Origin of the sequence: Exiguobacterium sp. BRG2 (assembly GCF_031844245.1) — a bacterium.
In the GTDB taxonomy this organism is placed as follows: Bacteria; Bacillota; Bacilli; order Exiguobacteriales; family Exiguobacteriaceae; genus Exiguobacterium_A.
Window position 1 is genome coordinate 65,327 of the sequence record NZ_JAUZUW010000007.1, and the last position, 24,247, is coordinate 89,573.

The window sequence follows — 24,247 nt, forward strand, 5'->3', positions numbered from 1 at the left end:
ACGATTACCAAAGCTTCCATCCCGGAGCGCCTGGAGGGGCGTTTTCAATCATATGCCAAATCGGTACTGTGTACGCAAACGCAATCAAAGCGAACGTTACAAAAATCCATAGCTTCCAATTTTCAAAGAAGAGTGGCGTTGCCATCGCCTCTTCTTCCGTTTCAGCAATCGGAAATTCTTCCGTTCCTTTTGGTGTACGAAATGCAAGTTGGAACATCGCATACAAGAACAATAGAATCGAGATGAATAAAATCGTCCCACCAATTGCCATGGCGACATGATATGGAATCCAGTCAGCGACGATCGAATCTTTGAAGTAGGCGGCAGGACCCGTCCGTCGTGGATTACCGAGTAGACCTGAGATATGCATTGCTGTCGACATGAAGAGCATTCCGATCGTCCAGGCAGCCGTTTGAATAAGCCCAAGACGATTCATTGCCGCTGTTAACGTTCGACCACGTAAGAGCGGGACAAGCCAATAGGCTGTTCCGAAGAACGTCAGTGCCACAGCGGCACCGACCGTGATATGAAAGTGTCCCGTAACCCACAATGTGTTGTGAACGATGATGTTTAGTTGATGGGATGCGTTGATGACACCACCTGCACCTGCAGGAATGAAGAACAACATCCCGATGAACGGTGCAAGGAACCGGACATCGCGATACGGCATTTTTTTCACCCAACCAAATACCCCGGTCGCCCCTTTCCGACGACCCGCCAACTCAAAAGTCGCAAACATCGAGAAGGCTGTCATCAATGATGGAATGATGACGAGGAACGTCAAAACGACTTGGACATACTTCCAAAAAGCAGAAATCCCCGGCTCTAACAATTGATGGTGAAAACCAACCGGGAACGAAAAGAGGAGGAACAATAAAAATGACATACGTGCTAATGCGTCAGAAAAAACCTTTCCACCAACGATTTTCGGGATGACTGTATACCAGACGATGTAGGCAGGTAACAACCAGAAATAGACGAGTGGATGACCAAAGTACCAAAATAGCGTCCGGGATAGCTCGATTCCGACCTTATCCGTCCAACCAAGGGATAAGGGAAGGAGCTGAAAGAGAATCGTCGCTGCTACTCCGAGTGTCGCAACCACCCATAATAAGGCAGTCATAATACTCATGTATGCTTGAAGTGGTGGATGAACGCCAGGGTGTTCCCGTTTATAATCAGCATACATACGGAACATGGCACCAGAAGCAATCCACGTTCCGACGACGAAGATGACGAGTCCAATATAAAATACTGGATGTGCCTTGAGTGGTGCATAGAATGTATAGAGGACGGAAGCTTCTCCTGCAAGTACCATCCATGTGACGAGGATGACACCAAGGATCATGAACCAGAATCCAACCCACCCGAGACGTCGAGGAAAGTCTTCGAACCGTCCAAAGGATTGACCTAAAAATGAAAACAGTAATCCAAATATGAATAATGTCGTAAAGACGATCGCAAGCATTAACCCGTGGGCAGTGAGAAGCTCATAGTAGCCGACTCCAGCAATTTCTGGAATGACACCTGTCCGCACCATCGTTTGCAACAATCCACATAAACCACCAATCAATAAGGCAACGAGTGAAAAACTAACATGTGCGAAAGCGAGCTTCGCTTCCTTAATTCCGATGACGGTAGCAGGCAGACCACGCTCCATCTCGAACTGTCTTAATTTTTTTGAAATGGCATTCATCTTATTCCACCACCTTGATTTTGGTTGCCATCATATGATGACCCGATCCACAGTATTCATTACAGACGACCAAATACTCGCCAGCTTCCTTGAATGTATATTCAATGGAATTGATATGACCAGGAACGACCATCATATTGACATTCGTCTTGACAATTTCAAAGCCATGGACGACATCTTTTGATGTCACCAAAAAATCAACCGTTGCCCCTTTGGGAATGACCATATCTTTTGGTGTGAATTGGAACGCTTGTGCGACGATGATCGCTTCGTATCGGTCGTCATCGATTTTTTTTAGTCCTGGCTTGTCGAATGGTTTCGTTTGATCAACTTTCGTCGGATCAATCAATGTTGCATCGGATGGCGGTTGATTTCCGGATGCAAAAGCGGATACGCCGATGATGGTTAAAAAGACGCCAAGCATCACTGCTCCAAAAATCAGCCAGATTTTTTCTAGACGATGAATATGCATTGTGACTCCCCCTTACCGTGATAAGAATAATAGAAAGATTGAGCTCCACATCCCAATGATGATACCTGCTACGATCAGGACGGCGATAAATGTTCCTTTAAGGTTTGATTCTGATTTTTGGTCCATGGTGATTACTCCTCTCCTGCTTTGAACTTGTCTTTATTGTAAGAATTCAGCAAGTTTGAAAACTGTGATATATATCACTTCAAATGTGAAGAATCCGCACTTTTCTTTCTAAAAACACACAGAAAGTTCACATCTGAACAAGAGAAGGAGGCACGACTCATCTACAAAAAAAAAACAATCCATACACGAGACAGAAAATTCTGCTTCACGTTTGAATTGTTTGTACACTATCTATTAAATTCGACAAACACCTGCTGGGCATCCTTCACAATGACACAGATCACGCAGATATTGTGCATCATGAATGATGATTTCTTTTGGCGTCATCGAAATGACACCTTCTTTTTTCCACTGGGAGAACATCCGGTTGACCGTTTCACGCGGTGCGCCAATCAATTGACCAAACTCCCCATCGGATGGACGTTTTGCAAGACGGTAGGTTTCTCCTACTTGTTCCCCTTCCATCGCGATGAGACGAAGTAACGTCGAAGCTAACGCGCCCGGTTTTCCGAACAATAGCAAGTCGCGCAATTTAGTCTCCGTCTGTTTCCGCATCAATGCTTGCCACCGCATGATCTCAAGCGCAAAAGTACCATCCTTTCTCATGAGTTCCTCTAATTTTTCTTTTGTGAGGAAACCGATGATACTATCCTCCATCGTCTCGATACTGTATGAACTCGGAAAAGCTTCTCCTACATCAAATTCACCAAATAGATCCCCTTTGAAATATAAGAACATGAGTAATGGACTGCCTTTTTTCGTCAACTTCGATAGTTTGACGCCTCCTTGTTTCACATAAAACAACTTGTCGTTCATTTCCCCTTCCCAACAGACGATGGAATCCTTTTTGAACGTCGTTTCCGTCATGAAGCTTTCTAGTAACGTTCTTGTCTCAGGTGATAAGATGAACGTATTCGCTTCAGTCGTTCCACAAGTCAGCATATCCATTTCTCCTCTCCTTTTCTTCTGCTTTTAGTATAGAACATCACAGTTCAAAAGAATGGATTTTCAAAAGATTGTCAAACTTTGTTCAATGTTTCACATTAATTTTAAAAAAGTATCTGACGACTGCTTTCTAAAACTAAAGCAATCGTCAGATATAGTATCACATACCTGTTCCGTAATAATGATGAACGATTCGTTCAACTGCTTGACCTGGTGGGTGATCATACCAACTTGTTTGGAATTCCTGCATGTGCTGACGGCACTCTTCAAGTATCGCGTCAGACACGATCCACTCCATCAATTGCGCCATCTGCTCCGTCTGTCGCACCGGTAATGGTTTCGGATACTGATCGACAAGTCCTGGTAGTTGTCGATATGTGTCGATGTCCGGTGTGTATAAGAACGTTGGGATCTCAAGAAGACAGCTTTCAAATGGAATCGACGAATAGTCGGTCACCAGAACATCCGTGATGAGCAAATAATCATTAATCTGATACGTGTCATCCACAAGATGTATATGGGCGGAACGATAGGTCGAAAGCGCTCGGATCGTCGGATGTAACTTAACAAGAATCGTCCATCCCGCTTGAGCAAGTCGTTCGAACTGTTGAATCGTGTGATCTTCCGTTCCTTTATATTCGCGGTAAGTCGGGGCATACAATAGAATCCGGCGGTCGGGTTTTACATAACGTTCTTTTAAATCAAGTGCCCGATGTTCCCGCTGAACCTCATCATACCAATAATCCGTCCGCGGCATGCCGAACGGTTTAAAATGAGATCGTTTTAAATCATGCGGTGCCATGAATTGTGTCGCACAACGCATCCCCGGCACGATGAAATCACCATATTCCTGATAGACACGTCGAAAACGATTTCGTACCCGTTCTGATACGAACAGACTTTTGGAGGAGGTCAGTCCAAACTGCTTTAATGTTCCTGCCGCATGCCATAGCTGGATACGTCGTGTTCCTCGTCGCGTTGTTGCGACACTAAATTCTGCGACATAATTATCGACGAAGACCGTCCGGGAGGTCGCAAGCAAATATGCCAACCGAACGAATCGTAAACGACGAAAGCGAAGAGTCCGATCTGACTTCCACAGATCCGGCTGCTTCATGAAATGATGATCGTATACCAGATACCGTTTCTCATTTGGCAATTCCTGCGCCAAGCGATCATTAACAGGTTTTGCGTTATCCCCATATGTCATCCAAAATAAAGTGACGGGTCGAAGCGGTAACCACCGAAAGACACCATAACAAATACGAAACAACAATAAATAGACCCATACGATTCCTTCTCTAACCACTTTCATCCTGCCCTTCTACGAAGAAAGACCGCACGTCGTCGTGTGGTCTCCTCTTCAATCACTTCGAAGCTAATTCCGTTTTAATCTGACTCGTAGAAATACCCTCAGTTCGGCTAAGGTAAACGACCTCACAATGCTCTTTTAAGAAATCAAACTCGCCTTTCCAATCATCACCCATGACGAAGAGGTCGACGTTATGCTTCTTCACATCTTCTACTTTTTGATCCCAGCTGTTTTCCGGAATGACTTCATCCACATAACGGATAGCTTCAAGAATCATCTTCCGATTCTCGAAATTATGGTAGGACTGCTTATGTTTCAAACGATTGAATTCGTCCGTTGAAATCGCAACGATAAGATAATCTCCCATTGCTTTTGCGCGTTTTAAGATGTTGATATGACCCCAGTGTAATAAATCAAATGTTCCGTACGTAATAACCTTCTTCATGATTCTGCTCTCCCTTTTATCCGTGAATTCTCTTTATGATCGTCTTCATCGCCCGTTCTGAAGCCTGTCCATCATCCCATTGACAATACGTCTCTTGGAACGCTCGAAATGCTGACGCATACCGTGTATGCCAATCATCTAACTGGTCCAGCTCTTCAAACAGTGCTGTTTCAGTCGACAACAATGGTCCCGGTGCCTCCTGCTCAAAATCGAAGTAAAACCCACGCAATTGATCTCGATAATGTTCTAAATCATACGTATAGAATAAAATCGGACGAGATAAGTGCGCAAAATCAAACATGACAGAAGAATAATCCGTGATCAAGGCGTCCGATGCCAGATAGAGCTCCGCAATATCCGGGTAGTCCGATGTATTTCGGACGGATGGATAAGCAGTGACGTCGAGACGACTTCCGACTAAATAGTGCATTCGGACAAGCAGAACGTATTCATCCCCAAATCGCTTTTCAAATTCATTTAGCGAAAAAGGTAGCTCAAATGAATATTTCCCTTGACCTTCGAATGCATTATCTCGCCAAGTCGGTGCATACAATAAGACTTTTTTTGAATGATCAATATCATAGTGGCGATATACTGCTTCTTTGATTTTAGCATGTCGCGCCTCTTGATAAAATATATCATTTCGAGGATACCCAATTTCTAGCATCTCACCTTCAAATGCAAATGCCCTTCTAAATATTGAACTGGAATAGGCATTGGGTGAAATTAAGCTAGACCATTTTGCTGCTTCCTGCTTAAATCCTTGTTTATATCGTTCGGTTGTCGTATTCGCCATTTGGACATCATCCATATCAAGCGCTAGTTTCTTGAGCGGTGTGCCGTGCCAAGTTTGGAGATAAAACGTTTTTTCCGGTTTGATCAACCAACTCGGTAACCGACTGTTTGATACCCAGACCCGTGACGTCGCAAGTAAATAAATCCAGCGGAACGTCAACCGATCTACTGTCTTGACATTTGGTGGAAATGCAACACCTCGTTGCTTGCTGAAAATCAACTCACACTCCGGATGCATCGCGCGCATCAATTCGTAAATGGCACGCGGACTGTCACTATATTGTTTTCCGAGAAAACTCTCGAAAAGAATTCGCTTACGTTTTTGTGGCAACCATGTAAAGACTCTCATGACGGTACGAAGACCGCGTTCAATCAAGCCTGTTCGTTTCATCCACTGTTTAACTTGATCTTTCAAGTGAAGAGCTCCTTCTTAAGTCAATTAATCACAGCTCATCATAACAAAAAGCGCATCCATTTGGAATTGCTATTTGTTCGCATGTAGCGGAACGGTAAATCAAATGCCGTCGTATTTTTGACGATTCCTTTCCGATGACTGAACGTCTCGAAACTATATTTGCCATGATATCCACCCATTCCACTCGCTCCGACTCCACCAAATGGTAAGTGGTGCTGTGCGACATGCATCAATGTGTCATTGACGCATCCACCACCAAACGAAATTCGCTCAAGGACGCGATGCTCGATGGCTTTATTCTCTGTGAATAGATAAAGCGCAAGCGGCTTATCACGATCATTGACGAATGTAATAACTTCTTCGATTTCACGGTATGTTAACACCGGTAGGATCGGTCCGAAGATTTCGTCTTGCATCAATGGAGCATCCGTTACTACACCAGTCATGACGGTCGGCGCCATCTTGCGTGTTTTCGGATCCACTTGTCCACCGAATTCAATCGTTCCTTGCGTTAAATAATTGCTTAAACGATTCAAATGATCGTCCGATACGATTTTAACGTATGAAGAGACGCCTACGCCGTTTCCGTACTGTTTGAAGGCTTCTTCTTCTATCAGTTGTAAGAAGCGTTCTTTGACGTCTTCATGAATCAATACATAATCCGGAGCGATACATGTCTGTCCCGCATTCAACCATTTTCCCCATGCGATCCGCTTCGCTGCTAGACGAAGGTCTGCATCCTTGTGCACGATCGTCGGAGATTTTCCACCTAGTTCAAGCGTGACAGGCGTCAGGTGCTTCGCCGCAGCCTGATGTACGATTTTTCCGACGCGTGTGGAACCCGTAAAGAAGATATAGTCAAAACGCTCGTTTAATAAGGCACTGCTGACTTCAGCATCCCCTTCTATGACGATTCCGAATCGTTCATGGAACGCCGTTTCAAAGACTTCTCGTAATACGCGAGAGACATTCGGTGTCAACTCGGATGGTTTAAGGACGACCGTATTCCCGGCTGCAATCGCACCAATGACAGGAGCAAGTGCGAGCTGGAAGGGATAGTTCCATGGTGCAATCACAAGCACATTACCATAAGGTTCGTATTGGATTTCACTTTTCGACCCGATATGCAGAAGCGGTGTTGCGACACGTTTTGGTCTTGCCAGTCGACGGAGTTGTCTCTCCATCCGTTGAATCTCTCCGTAAACGAATCCGATTTCCGTCGTGAACGCATCATGCTGTCCTTTATTGAGATCTTGTTTTAATGCCTCATAAATCGCCGCTTCATGTGTTTCGATTGCTTGGCGTAAGAACGTTAACATACTTAAGCGGAAGGCTAGACTGCGTGTTGCCCCTGTCCGGAAAAAGTGCCGTTGTATTTGCAAGCGTTCTGAAAGAACTGTCTCTGTCATCGTTGTTTCCATCCGAGAATCTCTCCTTTGACTGGTCTATAACACTGCCTTCATCTTACCATATCTCTTTTTCGATATGAAAAAAGACGGAGAGGATTCTCCGTCTTGCTCTTTATAATTGAATCGCTGTCTCGAGCGCGACTTTCATCATGTCGTTGAATGTCGTTTGACGCTCTTCCGATGTCGTTTCTTCACCTGTCAACAGATGATCCGAAATCGTCAAAATCGTCAATGCATTTACCTTATGTTTCGCAGCGAGCGTATACAGTCCTGCTGCTTCCATCTCGATTGCGAGGCATCCGAAATCTGCCCATTTTTTGAAATGATGAAAATCATCTTGATAGAACTGATCCGTCGTGAAGATTTGACCGACTTTTGCATCGATGCCTTGTTCTTTTGCGGCTGTATAGGCTTTATGCAATAGATCAAAAGACGCTGTCGGTGCGTAGTCTAATCCGTTAAAACGAGCGCGGTTTTGTGCCATGTCATGTGAAGCACTCATTGCGATAACGACATCGCGGACTTTAACGTCTGGAGTAATGCCACCAGCAGTACCGACACGAATCAAGTTTTTCGCACCATACGACTGAACGAGTTCGTTCGCATAGATTGACATCGATGGTACACCCATACCTGTTCCTTGAACAGAAACTTTTTTACCCTTATAAGTACCTGTAAAACCATACATTCCTCGAACTTCATTGTAGAGAACAACATCCTCTAAAAACGTTTCGGCGATGTATTTAGCCCGTAACGGATCTCCTGGAAGTAAGACCGTTTCGGCGATTTGTCCTTCAGCTGCGTTAATGTGTACACTCATGTACGATTCCTCCTCGATAGTCGTTTAAATCGACAACAATTCACGAAACTCGTTCGGTGTGACACCGAATTGTTTTTTGAACACTTTCCGAAAATACTTATCGTCCTGATATCCGACTTCAAGCGCAATTTCATAAATACGCGCTTCCGTCTCGCTCAACAATTCCTTCGCCCGATTCAAACGAATTGTTTGAATGTAATCAGATAAGTTAACAGAAAAACGCTGTTTGAAGCGCCGTGATATATACTCTCGGCTCAAGTAAAACCGTTCGCTCATGAATTGTAGTGTCAATTCTTCCGCATAATGCGTTTCGATGTATTTTGCGATTTGATCAATCGCTTCCCCTGATTCCACTACCGGATGGATACATTCCATCGCGCGGGACAAGGCATCATTGAGTACATCTGGATCAACTGGCTTCAATAAATAATCAAAGGATTGATGCAAAATGGCACGCCGCATATACGTATAATCATCATACCCTGTCAGCACGATCGTGACGACCTTTGGATGATGATTTTTTGTCCATTCCAGTAACGTTAATCCGTCCAGTCCAGGCATTTCGACGTCGGTCAGCATTAAATCGATCGTTCCGGTATCCAGTAAACGTTTTGCCTCTTCCCCATGTTCCGCCTCGTATAGGTTTGAAACACGCCATCTGTCCCATTCTCCGAGCAGTTTGACCGCTTCTCGTACATGTCGTTCATCATCTACGATCAATACGTTCATGCCAAATCCCCCTTTTCATATGGAATCCGAATCACGATTTTAAATCCTCCCTCCGTCACTGGAGAAGAGAGGGTCATACTTGCTTCCCCCCCGTAAAATATCAAGAGACGTTCGTAGATATTGTGGAGACCGATCCCGCTCGTCTCGAGATCCTCTGGACTACGATGCATACGCATTTTTCGATCAATTTCTTCAAGTCGTCCTGTTTCAAGGACGGCACCGCTATTCTCGATTTGAATGATGAGACGTCCACCATCCGTCCGTACTTTGTAGGCAAGATAGTTTTCTGTCGCCGCTAATTGTTGACGGAAGCCGTGTTTGAAATAGTTTTCAGCAAACGGTTGTAAGATCATCTTTGGTACTTCAATGTCATTGAGGTGCCAAGGGACGTCGACGATATAACGGAATCGCTCAGGAAAACGTTGCTGTTGCAGACGGATGTATGCTTGAAGATGATCGACTTCTTGTTTTAACGTTACGATCGTTTGTTCATTGTTCATCGAGTAACGCATCATTTGCGATAATCCGGTGATGGAGCGGTACGCGATCTTCCGGTCCCCTTGTAACGTCGTCGTTCCGATCGATTGCAAGGCGTTGAATAAAAAGTGAGGATTGAGTTGAGATTGTAAGGCTCGAAGCTCATTCGTCCGATTTTCGAGCGCCAATCGATATTCCCGTTTAATCAAACGATCGATCCGTTGAATCATGCGTTGGAACTGACGATTGAGTAATCCAATCTCGTCATTCGTCGTGGCAACGAACGGTGCCGATAAATCACCCTGTTCGACTCGCCAGACGTTTGCCGTCAACTGTTTAATCGGTTTCGTGATTTGCATGGCAACCAGACTCGCGGCAATAATCATGACGATAAGAGAAGCGAGACCAATCAGTACGAGAATCAATGCCGTCTCGTTTGCCCCTTGGATGACGGATGCATAAGGAATCCGTTTGATCAGTGTCAACGGGATTCCGTTCGTCATCGTTTTCGAGTAGACGATGAACGATTTTCCGACACGTAGACTTCCACTCTGTCCAGTGAATTGGTCGGTAGGTAGGTCCATCTTTGCTCCAGTCTGTGCCAGAACACGTTGATCGGTCATCAGCCACAGCGACTCATCCGGATCATTCTCGAACAATTTTAATTGCTGTTCAAATACCCGAACCGGAATATCGACTGAGAGGAACCCAAGCGGCTCATCCGTCTCGACACGATCAATCCGATAACGAAAACTGACGACTTGTTTCTCATCGAGAATCATCGTATGCACATTGTACGGTTCGATCGGGTGAGCTCCGTCAATCAACCAATTGTTTTTTTGTTTCATTAATCGAAAATAATCCGTTTCTTGCATCCAATCAAATGTTCCCCGACTCGTCGTTTTCATATTGTAAACCGAATACTCCGAATAGCCATTCAAGATGACGAAATGTAACTGCTCAATATCTATCCTGTCGGGATAAAAATAGACCTAACATCGCCCGCGAGACGACTCCATCGGATTCGTCTAGTTCCTGATCCGCTCCGACACGCATGATGTTCATCAACGAGCGATTCGCATATAAACTCGTTGATAGACGTCGAATATCCTCTATATAATGAGTCACCTGTGTATTTCCCCGAGTCAACACGTTCAGGCTAGAATGTTCTGCCTGTTCGATGTTCTGGTGTCGTACATAAAGATAGGAAATCGAAGTCGCGAGGGCTGTCGGAATTAAGATCGCTAAGACAACGAGACGAATCAAACGTGTCCGGATACTTTTCATAAAAGGCGCCCCCATCCTTTTTCTTGTAATCAATCGTATCATAACCTTGAATTCGCTTACATCATTTCCTGATATTCTCTTTCAGGATTGCAATAATAAATTATTTTTTCTTTCGACTTGATTCCGAATGAATTTTACTATAATATCATCAATGTTCGTCTTTTAATCAATTTGTTATGAAGGTGGTTCTTTTATCCATGTTTAAACTTGCCGCACACCAAACAACCGTAAAACGTGAAATCCAAGCCGGATTTGTAACGTTTATTACGATGGCATACATTTTGCTCGTCAATCCGACGATTTTAGCAGATGCCGGTATCCCTCAAGCCCAAGCTTTTTCTGCGACGATCATCGCTACATTGATCGGTACACTTTTAATGGGGTTCTATGCGAATCTACCGATCGCAGTCGCACCCGGAATGGGACTCAACGCGTACTTCACATATACACTTGTCGTCGGTGAAAAAATTCCATATCAAACAGCACTTTCAGTCGTGTTCGTCGCTGGTGTCATCTTCTTATTGTTGTCACTTTCGCCGATCCGTACGAAACTGATCGAAATCATTCCGATGACCTTAAAGCTTGCCATCACGGGTGGAATCGGTCTCTTCATCGCTTCACTTGGTCTCAAGATGTCAGGAATTCTCATTGGTAGTGAAGATACACTGGTCACGATTGGTGCCTTGACGTCACCAGAAGCGCTGATCACACTCATCGGGTTATTAGTTGCTGCGATCTTGACGATCAAACGGGTACCAGGAGCTATCCTTTACGCCATGATCCTTTCTGGTGTGATCGCATTTTTGACAGGTGAATTAAAGTTCTCAGATTCCTTCGTCGCGTTACCAACGTTACCGGAAGGATTGATCATCACTAATCCGTTCAACGCCATTCAGGACGTATTTCAGTACGGGCTATTCAGCGGCGTCCTCTCCTTCGTGCTCGTAACGATGTTTGACACGACAGGTACGATGGTCGCTGTCGGTGAACAAGCTGGATTGATTGAAGAAGATGGATCATTGAAAAATAGTGAACGCGCACTATTATCTGATTCGACTGCGATGGTTGCCGGTTCCTTGTTCGGAACAAGTCCAACAACTGCTTATGTAGAATCTGCAGCAGGTGTTGCTGCGGGTGGTCGGACTGGACTCACGTCCGTGACGGTCGGGATACTCTTCGCATTATCTGCCATCTTTGGACCGTTCGTTCAATCGATTTCAAGTGTTCCCGCGATTACCGCACCCGCGTTGATTCTAGTCGGTGCCTTTATGATTCAAAACATCAAACAGATTCCATGGGATGATTTCAGTGAAGCTTTCACAGCTTTCCTTGTCATCTTGATCATGCCGTTATCCGGTAGCATCGCAACCGGTATCGCATTCGGCTTCATCGTTTATCCGATCATGAAAGCCATCCAAAAAGAGCGCGTCCATCCACTCATCTATGTATTTGCGCTTCTCTTCTTCATCCAATTATTTTTCCTATAATAAAAAACATGCCTGTTCCGTCAGTTGATCGGAACAAGCATGTTTTTTTGAATCACTTCTTATTTCTTCATTTTGTCCCATGTTTTCGTGAAATCTTGTAGCATCTCGTCAGCTGTTTTTTGCTTACCGACGTATGCCTGCATGATCGCACCAAACTCGTTTACTGCACCATCCGGATACTTGAACCAGTTCCATGAGATCGTTTTATCAGCTTTCGAGTACGCTTGGATATCATCCGCAAGCGGTCCTAAATCTTTTGCTTCGATTGATTTGAAGGCCGGAATAAACTTGAATTTGTTGACCATGTAGTCTTTTCCTGTATCAGATGTCGCCATCCACTCGAGGAATTTTTTCGCTTCTGCTTTATTCTTCGAGTTTTTATTGACGACCCAGTTATTTGGTACGCCAACAGGGAGACGATCCATTTTTTCTTTATCGTCATTGATTGGCATCGGGATGAAGCCCATATTGATATCCGGATTCACATCTGTGATCAATTGCTGTGCCCAGTTCCCTTGTTGAATCATCGCTGTCTTACCTTCAGCGAACTGAGAAACTTGCGTGTTGTAATCCGTCGTTAACGGATTTTTATTCCCGTACTTAATCGTCAAATCAAACAGATTCATGAATTCCTTGAACTGTTTGTTATCTTCGAATTTAGCTTTTCCAGCATTCAAGTCCGCGATGAACTGATCTGGATCATCCTGCTGTGCGACCGGAATGTTCATTAGGTGGTTTCCAAGAATCCACCATTCTCCATATCCGATCGAAAACGGCGTCACACCATCTGCTTTCAACTTTTTAGATGCATCCGTTAATTCCGTTAATGTTTTTGGAAGCTCTGTGATGCCTGCTTTTTTGAAGATATCTTTGTTGTAGATGAAGCCGTATCCTTCAAGGTTCATCGGCATGCCGTATAACTTTCCATCAATCGTCATCGGCTCTTTTGATAGGTCCGTTAGATCACCGACCCATTTTTCGTCTGACAAATCTTCTAATTTATCCTGCCATGTTTTTGCTTCCGTAAAGCCACCGTTGTTAAAGACATCCGGTTCATTCCCAGAGGCAAACTGCGACTTCAAGGCAGCACCATAATCCGATCCACCACCAACTGTTTGTACGACGACTTTCGTCCCCGTCTCCTTCTCATACGCTTTTGCCATTTTTTCCATGTCTTTTGCGATTTCAGCCTTGAATTGGAATACGTTGAGCGTCTTACCATCTTTTGAACCACTATCTTTCGAGTCATCGCTATTCAATGTACCGCCACCACATGCTGCCAAAGCGACGACCATCGCCGTTGTGACGACGGGTAATGCTGCCCATCTTCTTTTACGCATTCGGATTCCCTCCCTGATTTCGTTTCATTTACGTGCTACACCTTCACAATAAATGAAAACGCTTGCAATGAAGAGAGAGAAAGTTGTCCGGTGTGGTGGAAAATATTGAACAATCGTTATCCGAGTCTTTTCATCGGGATTGTTGTATCATGAAACTAGAAGATTCTTTATTGAATAGGAGCTTGATGCCATGTCCTTACAATTCACGATTTTATTGATTGGTATACTATTGTTCGCCGCTGTGTGGACGACGAAGTTATCAAGTCGTCTGAATATTCCTGCTCTATTGATTTTTATCGCTCTTGGTATGATTGCCGGAAGTGATATTACGGGTTTCATTCGTTTTGACGATGCGGAACTTGCCCAGCTTCTTGGAACTGTCGCTCTGATCATCATTCTGTTTGAAGGTGGTCTGCAAACAGCGTGGAAAGAAGTGCGACACGAGCTCGCACCTTCGCTTTCTCTTGCAACGTTCGGAGTCTTCATTGCTACTTCCATCGTTGCAGTTGCCTCCCATTACATTCTTGGCTTCAGTTGGGCGAATGCCTTTTTACTTGGCGCAATCGTAGGATCGACGGATGCTGCTGCCATCTTTTCTGTCTTAAGTGGACAACCGATCCGACGTAAGGTAGGGTCAACACTCGAAGTTGAATCTGGAACGAATGACCCCATGGCTGTCTTTTTGACCGTCTTATTCCTTGAATTCGTGACGAATCCTGAAGAAGCATCACTCTTGATGGGACTCGGTTCACTCGTTTGGGAAATGTCGATGGGGCTTTTAATCGGTCTATTCATTGGATGGACAGCTTCAACCTTGATCAATCGGATTGACTTATCTTCCTCGAGCTTTTATCCGATTTTACTCATGTCGTTTGCTTTCTTGTCTTTCGGGTTAGCTGATACATTTCATGCTAGTGGATTTCTCGCCGTTTATGTGACAGCAATCTATATCAGTAATCATGAACTCGTCTACCGTCAGACGCTCGTCCGCTTTACGATGAGTATGGCACACCTAGCTCAAATCGGAATGTTCATTGTTCTCGGGTTGCTCGTCTTCCCGAAACAATTGCTCGATATCCGGGTTATCCTGTCTTCCGTTGCCCTTGCGTTGATTTTGATTTTCATTGCTCGACCGCTGTCCGTTTGGATTAGCTTATTGCCGTTTCGTTATTCGTGGCAAGAGAAGGTCTTTATTTCTTTTGCTGGTCTAAAAGGAGCGGTACCGATCATTCTTGCGACATACCCACTCGTTGCCGACATCGAGAATGCATCGATGATTTTCAATATCGTGTTCTTTACAGTTCTACTATCGACACTGATTCAAGGGAGCATGTTGACATTCCTTTCCGAACGGTTACGTCTCAACGAGACACAGACTTCTGCTATCCATACGGTCATTGAGTTCATGTCGATCGGTAAACCGAACGCAGAAATCATTGAATTGACGTTACCGATGTCCCATCCGTTCATCGGAACGACGATATCAGAAATCGATCTACCGCAAGAGTTTTTGATTACCGCCATCATTCGCGATGATCATATCATTACTCCCCGTGGCGACACTGCTCTTGAAGGCAATGATCAACTGTTACTGCTGACGCCTAAACATCGTATTAAGTCGCTGAAGCGATTCTTGTTTCCTCCTGCTTGAATCCCGGGCTTACTCAAAAAAAGAAGGACTCGTCTTTTCACGCCCTTTCCTGTAGGTGTCGCGTGTGACGAGTCCTTTTTTACGAGATAAGGGTGGCAGATCATCATTCTGCCACCCTTATCTTTGTAGAGACTGACTTTTTGTCGACCCCTTCATTTATTCTGTTGCTTCGTTTTTACGTCTTGCGTCTGTCCGTGTTGTTTCGCTTTAGAGCGACGATACAGGATGTACCCGCCGAGGATTACGACGATTCCGCCTAAAATCCACCATAACTCCTGCTCTAGCCCTTTAAGCATTGACTCCGCTCGCTTTACTCCGAATCGCTCCCCGACCCAGATGTAAAAGAAAGAGACCGGAAATAATCCAATACTTGAAGCGAGTAGATAGCGCTTGAATGAAAGACCAAACAGACCACAGGGAATCGAGACGACTGAACGAACGACAGGGAAGAATCGTCCAAATAACGCGGACCATGTTCCATACTTTCCGACGATTCGCTCACCCTGCTCAATTTCTTTTTCTTTGATCAGTAACCATTTTCCGTATCGTACAAGGATTGGACGACCTGCGTAACGCCCTAAGAGATAAAAGACTGTCGCCCCCATCAAACTCCCTAGAAAGCCGACGAGAACAGCAATTGTCCAACTGACCGTTCCGTTCGATACATATAAACCGAGTAGCGGTAATCCGACTTCTGCTGGAATCAATTCTGTTCCAAGACCAATGATCATGATTCCTAAAAACAGCCAGAGATTGGATTCTCCGGCCGAAAATAACCATTCCAACATACGAGTAACCCTCCGTTCATCCTCTCGCTGGACGGAGGAGATAATAAATGATGACGACTAGAGTTGTCCAGACACCTGTGAAAATTCCGATGACCCCGACAATGAAAAAGCCGAGTGCAACGATTGAGCCTGTCCGTTTATAATCCCGCCACATTGTCCGTAAACCTTTAATGTTGAACCAAAGAAACGCAATGAACAAAATGGGGATGAGTATTCCGACGATTAATAGAGAAGACATGCTTTCACCTCTTTCTTATTTATTGTTATCCCCATTCTATCAAGAATTGACACGCTTTTCCTCCGCCTGAGGTCTTATGACCTTTAAAAAAAGGGGCTGACTCAAAAGTCAGTCTCTACAAAGATAAGGGTGGCAGAATCATGATCTGCCACCCTTATCTTTTAACAAAAAGAATGACGCGTCACACGCCACTCCTACAGGAAAAAGCGCATTATGCGCTGTCAGAGACAAACAAGCCCCGCTTTCCTGCTTGAATGAAGCAGGAAAGCGGGGCTTGTGTCTCGCCTGAGGAAAGGGCTTGAAAAGACGCGTCATTCTTTTTTTGAGTCAGCCCCTTCGTTACTTAAAATATCATTCCTTTGACGCTTTCTTACTATATATATGTTAGAGCAAGTGAATACCTTCAGCTTGAAGACTTTTACGAGTCTCTTCCGACCATACAGAAGCTTGGACTTCGCCGATATGACGTTTCTTCAATAAGAACATCGCCATACGTGATTGACCAATCCCTCCACCCATCGTTAACGGCAGACGCTCTTCGAGCACACCTTGATGGAACGGGAAAGCCAATTTATCCTCTTCTTGAGCGATGGACGTCTGTTTTAATAGCGCTTCACGGTCAACACGAATTCCCATTGAAGACAATTCAAATGCTCCGATTTCTGGGTGATGTACTAAGATGTCACCGTTGAGTGTCCAATCGTCGTAATCTGCCGCTCGACCATCATGCTTCTCTCCCGAAGCAAGCGCGCCACCAATCTGCATCAAGAAAACAGCACCGTATGCCTTCGTGACCTCTGTTTCACGTTCTTTTGTTGAAAGCGTTGGATAGGCATCCTCTAGTTCTTGTGTTGTCATGAAATGAATCGTTTCCGGTAAGATCGCTGAAATGCCATACTCTGCTTCCACTTCTTGCTCGACTTGGCGAATCGTTGCATAAATCGCTTGTACCGTTTCTTTTAGATAGGCACTCGTCCGTTGTTCTTTCGTAATGACCCGTTCCCAATCCCACTGGTCGACGTGGATGGAATGTGTCGCATCAAGTATCTCATCACGACGAATCGCATGCATTAATGTGTATAATCCTTCTCCAGCTTCGAATCCGTATGTGTGAAGCGCTTGACGTTTCCATTTCGCAAGGGATTGGACGATTTCAAGATCTGTCGTGTGATCTAGTGCATCAAAGCGGATGATGCGCTCTACGCCGTTGAGATGGTCGTTGACGCCGAGTGTGCTCTCTACGAACAATGGTGCTTCAACACGTGTTAATCCGAGTGTCGTCGAAAAGCGTTCCTCAAAGCGTTTCTTTACGAGTGTGATTGCTTCCTGTGTGTGTTTCATCGATACGAGTGTTGTCATGGTGGTGTTCCTCCTCAATTGTGTTTTGAAAAAGAAGCCATAAAAAAGAGCCCTTCTTTCCCAAGAATATGGGACGAAAGACTCGGTTCCGCGGTACCACCCATGTTAGCAACGATGTTGCTCACTCAAAAGACGAATCACTTCATCTTCGGCCATATGATAACGGACAGGCAACTCCGGCTACGCCTACTGACATTCGGGTTCGGGTAGCGACTCCGGGAGGTTCTTCGCATCTTGCTTCCGACTGGGCTCTCACCATCCCCAGCTCGCTATACGGTCGTACAAGGTGTTACTCTTCCCTTCAACGTCGTTGTTACAATTGAATTGAGAACATCGTACAACAGGTCGCAAGTATTTGAAAAGCCTTTTTTTCAAAAAAATAAAAGTTATCAGATTAATCTGATGCATGAAACATAAAAAAAGCGTTCTCCTAGAATCGAGAACGCGCTTACAAAAATTATTTGATTGATCCACTTGTAATCCCTTGAATGATCTGTTTTTGCAGGGCGAAGAAGAATAGCAACAACGGAATGATCCCAAGCACGAGCCCGGCAAGAGCCAAGTCCCATTGTTTTGTATACTGTCCGAAGAAGTAAAACGTCGCGAGAGGAATCGTCCGTAAATCGACATCTCGTAACATGAGCGATGGTAATAAGAAATCGTTCCAAATCCACAGCGTGTTCAAGATGATGATCGTCACTGTAATCGGCTTGAGCAATGGGAAGACGATGCGCCAGAACACACCCCATTGTGAACAACCATCAATGATTGCTGCCTCCTCGATTTCTTCAGGAATCGACTTCATGAAACCATGATACAGGAAGATCGATAGTCCAGAACCAAAACCAAGGTACATCAAAATCAGTCCCCAATAACTATTCTGTAATCCAAGATCCCCCGACAGTTTCGATAAAGGAATCATGATTGATTGGAATGGAATAATCATCGCGGCAACGAACAAGAAGAAGATGATCGTCGACAAACGTGTTTTCGTACGGACAAGCTTCCAGGCTGCCATCGAACAAAAGATGATGATGACCGCATTAGCACCGACTGTAATGATGACGGAGTTTAAAAAGACTTTTCCGAAGTTCATGGCTTCCCATGCTTCTGAATAGTTGGAAGTCATCCATTCCTTTGGTAGACCCGATGTGTTCGTAAAGATATCTCCCTGCGTCTTGAATGAATTCGAGACGACGTAATAAAACGGAATCATATACAGAAGCCCCATCAATAAGGCTGCTAGTTCGACTGTTCCAAGACGGAGTGAATAACGACCTCTCGCCTTTTTAGAGCGCTTTGGTTTCTCCTCTTGCGGAGTAGGTAACGGTTGTGCCGTACTCATGCTTCCACCTCCCGTTTTTTCGTCAGATAGACTTGAGTGACTGTAATCGCCGCAACAACAACGAAGAAGATGATTGCTTTCGCTGAACCGAGTCCAAGATTATTATTCGTAAACGATTCCTTGTAAATGTTTAAAGCAAGCATTTCGGTCGATTTGAAGGGTCCACCATTCGTTAGTGACAAGTTCGTATCGAATAACTTGAAGGACCACGAAATCGTTAAGAACAGACAAATCGTGACGGACGGCATAATCAGTGGCAACGTAATGTTCCGTAACGTCGATAGACGATTGGCACCATCGATTTTTGCTGCTTCAATCAGCTCTTGAGGAACGTTTTGTAGAGCCGCGATATAGATGACCATGATGTAACCGCCACCTTGCCAAATTGAAACGATGACGATACCCCAGAACCCTGTTCGGGCATCTCCTAACCATGGAAGTTCAAATATGCTCCACCCTGTCAATTCACCGATTGATGCAAAGCCTTTGACATAGATGAACTGCCAGACGAATCCGAGAATCAATCCACCGATTAAGTTCGGCATAAAGAATATTGTCCGTAAGAAATTACGTGTGCGAATATTTTGTGTCAATAAGAACGCCAAGATGAAACCGACGACATTCGTTAAGACGACGGCGACGACCGTATATTTCGTCGTCAACCAAAATGACTGCTGAAACTGCTCGTCACTCGTAAAGAGACGGACATAGTTATCAAAGCCGATCCAATTTAATTCTCCTGTTACACCATTCCAGTCCGTGAACGAATACATGACGCCATTGAAAAACGGTACAAGCACGATCACTGCGAATACAAGAAAGACCGGTCCGACGAAGAGCCAAAAATCAAGACCGCGTTTCCACTTCTTTTGTCCAGATGTCATTGTTTCATCCCTCCTCCACTCTACAGTACGTCTTTCACTTACACTTGAACACGTCACCATTTGACCCATTGGGTGGAAAATATTGAACGTTTTCTTTTGGCGCGTTCGCACTAGATAGGCTACTATTAGAAAAAAGAGAGATCCTATCAAAGAGGGAGTCGATACCATGGAAAAGACCATTCGTTCTGACTTAGAAATCGCACAACAAACTGTCTTACGTCCGATTCGAGAAATCGCGGATCGGATTGGTTTGCAAGAAGAAGATTTTGATACGTACGGAAAGTATAAAGCGAAGTTGACAGACGGGCTGCTGAACCGGTTGGGAACGAAATCTGACGGCAAACTGATTCTTGTCACTGCTATCAATCCAACGGCTGCCGGTGAAGGGAAATCAACCGTCACTGTCGGACTCGGACAAGCACTACACCGAGCAAACCATAAGACGATGATTTGTTTACGGGAACCCTCACTTGGTCCGACGATGGGATTAAAAGGTGGTGCGTGTGGTGGTGGCTATAGCCAAGTCCTGCCGATGGAGGAGATCAATCTCCATTTCACAGGTGATATGCATGCGATCACATCTGCTCATAATACAATCAGTGCCTTGCTCGACAATCACCTGCATCAAGGCAACATTCTTGGCATTGATCCACGCCGTATCGTCTGGAAACGCGTGCTTGATTTAAACGACCGTGCCTTGCGCCAAGTTACGATTGGTCTCGGCGGTCCTGCACATGGCGTTCCGCGTCAAGATGGCTTCGATATCACGGTCGCTTCCGAAATCATGGCTGTCCTCTGTCTATCAGACTCTATCACGGATCTCGAACGACGCCTGAGCCGCATTGTCGTTGCGTATACGTACGATCAACAGCCGGTTACGGTCAAGGATATTCAAGCATCAGGAGCTGCAACGTTGCTTCTAAAAGATGCGTTTCGCCCAAACCTCGTTCAGACCGTCGAAGGAACACCGGCATTGATTCATGGCGGACCGTTCGCGAACATCGCACACGGCTGCAACTCTTTGATTGCTACACAAACCGCGTTGAAGTTAAGTGACTACGTTGTCACAGAAGCAGGATTCGGCGCTGACTTAGGAGCTGAGAAATTCTTCAACATCAAATCTCGGATTGGCGAACTCCATCCGGATGCCGTCGTCATCGTCGCTACGGTTCGTGCCTTGAAGATGCATGGTGGTGTAGACAGAACACAACTCAGCGAAGAAAACCTCGCTGCCTTAACGGATGGTCTTGCTTTACTTGAAAAACACGTTGAGACGATGAACTTGTTCGGTGTCCCTGCCGTCGTTGCCTTGAACCGTTTCTTCACCGATACGGAAGCCGAGCGGAACATGATTTTGACATGGTGCCAGGAACGAAATATTCGTGTGGCGGAAAGCGAAGTCTTCAGTAAAGGCGGTGCCGGCGGTGAAGCACTCGTCGCGGAAGTCATGCAAGCACTTGAGGAACCAAGCCAGTTCCGTCCACTGTACCCTGACGAGTTGCCGCTTCGTCAAAAGATCGAACGTATCGCAAAACGTGTCTATGGCGCAGCCGACGTTCATTTTGAAGACAAAGCCCTCCGCGAACTCGAACGGTGTACGGAGATGGGATTGAATCATTTACCGATTTGTATGGCAAAAACGCCATTTTCTTTAACCGATGACCCCGCTCGATATGGTCGTGTCGAAGACTTCACGATTACAGTTCGTAAAATCCGACCATCGATTGGTGCAGGATTCATCGTTGCATTGACTGGGAATGTATTAACGATGCCGGGATTACCCGCGGTTCCTGCTGCCTTCCATATGGGCGTTTCGGAAGACGGACAGGTATTCGGACTTTCTTAATGAGAGGATGAGTTACATGACGATTGATCATTCACACTGGATAGCCTCTGACGGCTATACTACGACATTGCATAGCCTCGAAGCACATGATTCGAAAGGAGTCGTGATCGTCTTTCACGGGATGATGGAGCATGGCGCACGGTATGAGGAATTCGCAGAATTCCTCTATGCTCATCATTACCACACGATCATCGCAGATTTGCGCTGTTTCGGAACTCAAGCTGCACAGCGCGGGACACTCGGTCATCTTGAACCTAATCAAGGTTTTAATCAATTGATGCAGGACGCAGAAGAACTCGTCTCTGACATCAAAGAACGTTACCCGACGTTACCAGTATTCATTTTCGGTCACAGTTTTGGTTCGTTGATCGCTCGCCGGATTGGTCAAACACTCGGTCACACGGTAGCAGGAATCATCGCGAGCGGCCCTCCGACGAGCACAGGTTTACTCGGTAACATCAGCGAAAAGCTCGTCGAACGCCAAATCAATCAGCTTTCTTCTACACATCTTGCTGAACGTTTCGGACAACTGGTCTTCGGACGCTATAATCTACGTTTCTTCCCGGCACTATCGAAAAATGCCTGGCTCTCTTCGGATCCACAATCCGTCATGCGCTATGATGAAGATCCGTTATCCGGTCAAACGGTCACACTCGGGTTCTTCCATGAACTCTTGCACGCAACGAAACTCGTCAACGCACTTGCCTCCATCTATCAGCACCCGCGACATTTACCGCTCTTGTTGATCGCGGGTGGCGATGATCCGGTCGCATTTGACGGCAAAGGTATCCATCATCTGTTCGATATGTATAACCGTGTCCGTGTCGATGCCGTACAGCTGACGATTTATAAAGGGTTACGCCACGAGCTCTTCCATGAGTTCGAACGTATCCGCGTTTTCGCAGATATCGCGAGCTGGTTGAATAAACAAGTCAACCCTGCAGCTACACGCTCATCTTCTCGTTCTTCTTAAGTCATATCGATCGATACAAAAAGGCAGCAGATCCTTGGATCTGCTGCCTTTTGAACAATCTATTGTGTACTTCATTGAATCCAAGTTAGTGAAGAAATCATCGCTTCGATTTCCTCGATTTCAAGCGTCTCGCGTTCTGCGGAGTATGTCAATAGGACTAGCCGTTCCCCGTCTGAATACGCATAGATGCGTAAGAAGATATCTTCTTCTTTCCCGTCTACTGCTAGCAATGCTTCTTTTGTTGAATTACGGCGGACTTCAAGTGCTCCCGTTAGTTCGATGCCGAACTCTTCTACCAACAAATTGATTTCTTGTTCTGCCGCTTCATACGGTGTCAGTTCTTCTGAATCGGACTCATAAATGGATAATTGTAGTGTGCCCATTGCATTTTCGTCTGTTGAATAAAAACTGACGTATGTTTCTTCTTCTTGATATTCAAATACCTTTGGATATTCTAGCGTGATCCAATGATCGACTGTGTACTGTTTCATTTGAATTCCTCCATTCTTTGTATCTCTTCAAAGCGAATACCCGTCACAGCCATACGCTCGAATTGTCGAGCGAGTTGAGCAGAGACGAACATGCGATGTGTTCGCTCATCTCGCATAAGATGATGCGGACATATCGAATCGCTGATTCGTCGCTCTGTCAAAAAATAGACGCGCCGTCTCGGAATCGGACGGAATACATCCGTCGTATGTAAATGTTCGATCCGACTGACAGATAAGAGATTGAGAAGATAGTACGGAACCACTCCGTCCTTCGTCTCAAGATGTACCTTGAGACATTGTACAGAAAAGGGCGCATATGCTGTAATGACTCGCTGCACACGTTCCGAGACGAGCGGCAGATCGAATGTGTTTGGAAGGACATCCGGTAACAAATCCGCATCTTGATTGATGGAAAAAGCAAGTACACCTACGTTATGGAACCACTCTCCTATCAATAAGCGATGACGATCGAATTGGTGATGACAAATTGCTTCCCATCCTTTTCCCATCGGCTGTTCGCTCCAAACTCTTACTTCATTCACCAGACACTCTCTCCTCTACCCAACTTTACCCATATTACAAATCAAGATTACCAGTGCAAACGATTAACTAGTATTATTGTACACTGAATCTCAAAAGAAATTGCCTTTTTTCATAAAAGTTATGGAAATGCTCTCTTTGCTATGCTACTATATTTCATGTAGCCAATACGCGGGTGTAGTTTAATGGTAAAACCTCAGCCTTCCAAGCTGATGACGAGAGTTCGATTCTCTTCACCCGCTCCAATTATGACATAACATAGGTCTAGGACCATTTCCCTCTAGAGGGCAGGCGACTCGCGGCGTGCGAGTCGTCTTTTTTATTGGTTCTGCTGATGATTCCAACGAATTTATGGGTATACAACGATATAGATAGAG

Annotated in this window: 24 protein-coding genes, 1 tRNA gene and 1 other annotated feature; of the genes, 5 read left to right on the plus strand and 20 right to left on the minus strand. The window is 45.1% G+C overall.

All coding sequences use genetic code 11. The annotated features are described in order from the left end of the window. Positions 1 to 4: 4 nt before the first annotated feature. From Q9R23_RS10470 to Q9R23_RS10525, 12 genes are all read right to left on the minus strand, one after another. Complete coding sequence (locus tag Q9R23_RS10470; protein ID WP_251137987.1) at positions 5 to 1,696, minus strand: b(o/a)3-type cytochrome-c oxidase subunit 1; 1,692 nt, start codon at positions 1,694 to 1,696, stop codon at positions 5 to 7. Position 1,697: 1 nt separating this feature from the next. Continuing rightward, positions 1,698 to 2,168 (minus strand): cytochrome c oxidase subunit II, encoded by a 471-nt coding sequence (locus Q9R23_RS10475; protein ID WP_035412613.1) that lies wholly within the window; start codon positions 2,166 to 2,168, stop codon positions 1,698 to 1,700. A 12-nt stretch (positions 2,169 to 2,180) separates the two neighbouring features. After that, positions 2,181 to 2,294: a cytochrome C oxidase subunit II gene (locus Q9R23_RS10480; protein ID WP_155960209.1), complete on the minus strand. Its 114-nt coding sequence runs from the start codon at positions 2,292 to 2,294 to the stop codon at positions 2,181 to 2,183. Between the two features lie 234 nt (positions 2,295 to 2,528). Further along, positions 2,529 to 3,242 carry a Crp/Fnr family transcriptional regulator gene (locus tag Q9R23_RS10485; RefSeq protein ID WP_311247006.1) on the minus strand — a complete coding sequence of 238 codons (714 nt, stop codon included), beginning with the start codon at positions 3,240 to 3,242 and terminating at the stop codon, positions 2,529 to 2,531. 157 nt (positions 3,243 to 3,399) lie between these two features. Continuing rightward, positions 3,400 to 4,554 carry a CDP-glycerol glycerophosphotransferase family protein gene (locus tag Q9R23_RS10490; RefSeq protein WP_214856466.1) on the minus strand — a complete coding sequence of 385 codons (1,155 nt, stop codon included), beginning with the start codon at positions 4,552 to 4,554 and terminating at the stop codon, positions 3,400 to 3,402. A gap of 52 nt (positions 4,555 to 4,606) precedes the next feature. Further along, a complete protein-coding gene (gene tagD, locus Q9R23_RS10495) occupies positions 4,607 to 4,996 on the minus strand; it encodes a glycerol-3-phosphate cytidylyltransferase (RefSeq protein ID WP_035412608.1) in 390 nt (129 codons plus the stop codon). Between the two features lie 16 nt (positions 4,997 to 5,012). Continuing rightward, on the minus strand, positions 5,013 to 6,182 hold the full coding sequence (locus Q9R23_RS10500) for a CDP-glycerol glycerophosphotransferase family protein (protein ID WP_311247031.1): 1,170 nt from the start codon (positions 6,180 to 6,182) through the stop codon (positions 5,013 to 5,015). 62 nt (positions 6,183 to 6,244) lie between these two features. Next, the gene (locus tag Q9R23_RS10505; protein WP_311247007.1) at positions 6,245 to 7,627 is read right to left on the minus strand and encodes an aldehyde dehydrogenase; all 1,383 of its coding nucleotides are present in this window, start codon (positions 7,625 to 7,627) and stop codon (positions 6,245 to 6,247) included. A gap of 100 nt (positions 7,628 to 7,727) precedes the next feature. Next, positions 7,728 to 8,435 carry a purine-nucleoside phosphorylase gene (gene deoD, locus Q9R23_RS10510; RefSeq protein ID WP_035412602.1) on the minus strand — a complete coding sequence of 236 codons (708 nt, stop codon included), beginning with the start codon at positions 8,433 to 8,435 and terminating at the stop codon, positions 7,728 to 7,730. A 24-nt stretch (positions 8,436 to 8,459) separates the two neighbouring features. After that, positions 8,460 to 9,164, minus strand: a complete 705-nt coding sequence (locus tag Q9R23_RS10515) for a response regulator transcription factor (RefSeq protein ID WP_035412600.1) — start codon at positions 9,162 to 9,164, stop codon at positions 8,460 to 8,462. After that, complete coding sequence (locus tag Q9R23_RS10520) at positions 9,161 to 10,549, minus strand: sensor histidine kinase (RefSeq protein ID WP_311247008.1); 1,389 nt, start codon at positions 10,547 to 10,549, stop codon at positions 9,161 to 9,163. The genes Q9R23_RS10515 and Q9R23_RS10520 overlap by 4 nt, the downstream gene beginning before the upstream one ends. A 52-nt stretch (positions 10,550 to 10,601) precedes the next feature. After that, on the minus strand, positions 10,602 to 10,928 hold the full coding sequence (locus Q9R23_RS10525; protein ID WP_311247009.1) for a hypothetical protein: 327 nt from the start codon (positions 10,926 to 10,928) through the stop codon (positions 10,602 to 10,604). A 197-nt stretch (positions 10,929 to 11,125) separates the two neighbouring features. Here Q9R23_RS10525 and Q9R23_RS10530 point away from each other — a divergent pair, with 197 nt between their 5' ends. Continuing rightward, the gene (locus Q9R23_RS10530) at positions 11,126 to 12,415 is read left to right on the plus strand and encodes an NCS2 family permease (protein WP_035412593.1); all 1,290 of its coding nucleotides are present in this window, start codon (positions 11,126 to 11,128) and stop codon (positions 12,413 to 12,415) included. A gap of 59 nt (positions 12,416 to 12,474) precedes the next feature. Here the strand turns inward: Q9R23_RS10530 and Q9R23_RS10535 are convergent, their stop codons facing one another. After that, positions 12,475 to 13,755, minus strand: coding sequence for an ABC transporter substrate-binding protein (locus tag Q9R23_RS10535; RefSeq protein WP_056063563.1), 1,281 nt, complete (start codon positions 13,753 to 13,755; stop codon positions 12,475 to 12,477). Positions 13,756 to 13,945: 190 nt separating this feature from the next. Here Q9R23_RS10535 and Q9R23_RS10540 point away from each other — a divergent pair, with 190 nt between their 5' ends. Then, positions 13,946 to 15,406, plus strand: a complete 1,461-nt coding sequence (locus Q9R23_RS10540; protein ID WP_035412588.1) for a potassium/proton antiporter — start codon at positions 13,946 to 13,948, stop codon at positions 15,404 to 15,406. A gap of 152 nt (positions 15,407 to 15,558) precedes the next feature. Here the strand turns inward: Q9R23_RS10540 and Q9R23_RS10545 are convergent, their stop codons facing one another. The 5 genes from Q9R23_RS10545 to Q9R23_RS10565 all read right to left on the minus strand — a co-directional run bounded on the left by Q9R23_RS10545 (position 15,559) and on the right by Q9R23_RS10565 (position 20,020). Then, a complete protein-coding gene (locus Q9R23_RS10545) occupies positions 15,559 to 16,194 on the minus strand; it encodes a DedA family protein (protein ID WP_056063558.1) in 636 nt (211 codons plus the stop codon). A gap of 16 nt (positions 16,195 to 16,210) precedes the next feature. Next, positions 16,211 to 16,432, minus strand: a complete 222-nt coding sequence (locus Q9R23_RS10550) for a hypothetical protein (protein ID WP_035412585.1) — start codon at positions 16,430 to 16,432, stop codon at positions 16,211 to 16,213. A 384-nt stretch (positions 16,433 to 16,816) separates the two neighbouring features. Then, on the minus strand, positions 16,817 to 17,791 hold the full coding sequence (gene asnA / locus Q9R23_RS10555; RefSeq protein ID WP_035412582.1) for an aspartate--ammonia ligase: 975 nt from the start codon (positions 17,789 to 17,791) through the stop codon (positions 16,817 to 16,819). 66 nt (positions 17,792 to 17,857) lie between these two features. After that, positions 17,858 to 18,105, minus strand: a binding site (T-box leader). Between the two features lie 143 nt (positions 18,106 to 18,248). After that, the gene (locus Q9R23_RS10560; RefSeq protein WP_035412579.1) at positions 18,249 to 19,136 is read right to left on the minus strand and encodes a carbohydrate ABC transporter permease; all 888 of its coding nucleotides are present in this window, start codon (positions 19,134 to 19,136) and stop codon (positions 18,249 to 18,251) included. Further along, positions 19,133 to 20,020 carry a carbohydrate ABC transporter permease gene (locus Q9R23_RS10565; RefSeq protein WP_052019165.1) on the minus strand — a complete coding sequence of 296 codons (888 nt, stop codon included), beginning with the start codon at positions 20,018 to 20,020 and terminating at the stop codon, positions 19,133 to 19,135. The genes Q9R23_RS10560 and Q9R23_RS10565 overlap by 4 nt, the downstream gene beginning before the upstream one ends. 166 nt (positions 20,021 to 20,186) lie before the next feature. Here Q9R23_RS10565 and Q9R23_RS10570 point away from each other — a divergent pair, with 166 nt between their 5' ends. Next, on the plus strand, positions 20,187 to 21,866 hold the full coding sequence (locus tag Q9R23_RS10570; RefSeq protein ID WP_311247010.1) for a formate--tetrahydrofolate ligase: 1,680 nt from the start codon (positions 20,187 to 20,189) through the stop codon (positions 21,864 to 21,866). A gap of 16 nt (positions 21,867 to 21,882) precedes the next feature. Continuing rightward, positions 21,883 to 22,839: an alpha/beta fold hydrolase gene (locus tag Q9R23_RS10575; protein WP_035412573.1), complete on the plus strand. Its 957-nt coding sequence runs from the start codon at positions 21,883 to 21,885 to the stop codon at positions 22,837 to 22,839. 71 nt (positions 22,840 to 22,910) lie between these two features. On the opposite strand, the gene Q9R23_RS10580 is transcribed toward Q9R23_RS10575, so the two are convergent. Next, positions 22,911 to 23,330 carry a hypothetical protein gene (locus Q9R23_RS10580; RefSeq protein WP_023467229.1) on the minus strand — a complete coding sequence of 140 codons (420 nt, stop codon included), beginning with the start codon at positions 23,328 to 23,330 and terminating at the stop codon, positions 22,911 to 22,913. Continuing rightward, positions 23,327 to 23,872 (minus strand): imm11 family protein, encoded by a 546-nt coding sequence (locus tag Q9R23_RS10585; protein ID WP_290758091.1) that lies wholly within the window; start codon positions 23,870 to 23,872, stop codon positions 23,327 to 23,329. Before Q9R23_RS10585 ends, Q9R23_RS10580 begins: the two co-directional genes overlap by 4 nt. 169 nt (positions 23,873 to 24,041) lie before the next feature. Here Q9R23_RS10585 and Q9R23_RS10590 point away from each other — a divergent pair. Further along, positions 24,042 to 24,115: transfer RNA gene (locus tag Q9R23_RS10590), tRNA-Gly, on the plus strand. Positions 24,116 to 24,247 lie beyond the last annotated feature (132 nt).

Excerpts from the sequence above, each read along its gene's own strand:
- Q9R23_RS10505 (WP_311247007.1), bottom strand. The coding sequence starts at position 7,627 with ATGGAAACAACGATGACAGAGACAGTTCTTTCAGAACGCTTGCAAATA.
- Q9R23_RS10490 (WP_214856466.1), bottom strand. The coding sequence starts at position 4,554 with ATGAAAGTGGTTAGAGAAGGAATCGTATGGGTCTATTTATTGTTGTTT.
- Q9R23_RS10500 (WP_311247031.1), bottom strand. The coding sequence starts at position 6,182 with ATGAAACGAACAGGCTTGATTGAACGCGGTCTTCGTACCGTCATGAGA.
- Q9R23_RS10520 (WP_311247008.1), bottom strand. The coding sequence starts at position 10,549 with ATGAAAACGACGAGTCGGGGAACATTTGATTGGATGCAAGAAACGGAT.
- Q9R23_RS10515 (WP_035412600.1), bottom strand. The coding sequence starts at position 9,164 with ATGAACGTATTGATCGTAGATGATGAACGACATGTACGAGAAGCGGTC.
- Q9R23_RS10485 (WP_311247006.1), bottom strand. The coding sequence starts at position 3,242 with ATGGATATGCTGACTTGTGGAACGACTGAAGCGAATACGTTCATCTTA.
- Q9R23_RS10470 (WP_251137987.1), bottom strand. The coding sequence starts at position 1,696 with ATGAATGCCATTTCAAAAAAATTAAGACAGTTCGAGATGGAGCGTGGT.
- Q9R23_RS10540 (WP_035412588.1), top strand. The coding sequence starts at position 13,946 with ATGTCCTTACAATTCACGATTTTATTGATTGGTATACTATTGTTCGCC.
- Q9R23_RS10535 (WP_056063563.1), bottom strand. The coding sequence starts at position 13,755 with ATGCGTAAAAGAAGATGGGCAGCATTACCCGTCGTCACAACGGCGATG.
- Q9R23_RS10480 (WP_155960209.1), bottom strand. The coding sequence starts at position 2,294 with ATGGACCAAAAATCAGAATCAAACCTTAAAGGAACATTTATCGCCGTC.
- Q9R23_RS10550 (WP_035412585.1), bottom strand. The coding sequence starts at position 16,432 with ATGTCTTCTCTATTAATCGTCGGAATACTCATCCCCATTTTGTTCATT.
- Q9R23_RS10560 (WP_035412579.1), bottom strand. The coding sequence starts at position 19,136 with ATGAGTACGGCACAACCGTTACCTACTCCGCAAGAGGAGAAACCAAAG.
- Q9R23_RS10580 (WP_023467229.1), bottom strand. The coding sequence starts at position 23,330 with ATGAAACAGTACACAGTCGATCATTGGATCACGCTAGAATATCCAAAG.
- Q9R23_RS10565 (WP_052019165.1), bottom strand. The coding sequence starts at position 20,020 with ATGACATCTGGACAAAAGAAGTGGAAACGCGGTCTTGATTTTTGGCTC.
- Q9R23_RS10525 (WP_311247009.1), bottom strand. The coding sequence starts at position 10,928 with ATGAAAAGTATCCGGACACGTTTGATTCGTCTCGTTGTCTTAGCGATC.
- Q9R23_RS10530 (WP_035412593.1), top strand. The coding sequence starts at position 11,126 with ATGTTTAAACTTGCCGCACACCAAACAACCGTAAAACGTGAAATCCAA.
- Q9R23_RS10475 (WP_035412613.1), bottom strand. The coding sequence starts at position 2,168 with ATGCATATTCATCGTCTAGAAAAAATCTGGCTGATTTTTGGAGCAGTG.
- Q9R23_RS10570 (WP_311247010.1), top strand. The coding sequence starts at position 20,187 with ATGGAAAAGACCATTCGTTCTGACTTAGAAATCGCACAACAAACTGTC.
- Q9R23_RS10545 (WP_056063558.1), bottom strand. The coding sequence starts at position 16,194 with ATGTTGGAATGGTTATTTTCGGCCGGAGAATCCAATCTCTGGCTGTTT.
- Q9R23_RS10575 (WP_035412573.1), top strand. The coding sequence starts at position 21,883 with ATGACGATTGATCATTCACACTGGATAGCCTCTGACGGCTATACTACG.
- asnA (WP_035412582.1), bottom strand. The coding sequence starts at position 17,791 with ATGACAACACTCGTATCGATGAAACACACACAGGAAGCAATCACACTC.
- tagD (WP_035412608.1), bottom strand. The coding sequence starts at position 4,996 with ATGAAGAAGGTTATTACGTACGGAACATTTGATTTATTACACTGGGGT.
- deoD (WP_035412602.1), bottom strand. The coding sequence starts at position 8,435 with ATGAGTGTACACATTAACGCAGCTGAAGGACAAATCGCCGAAACGGTC.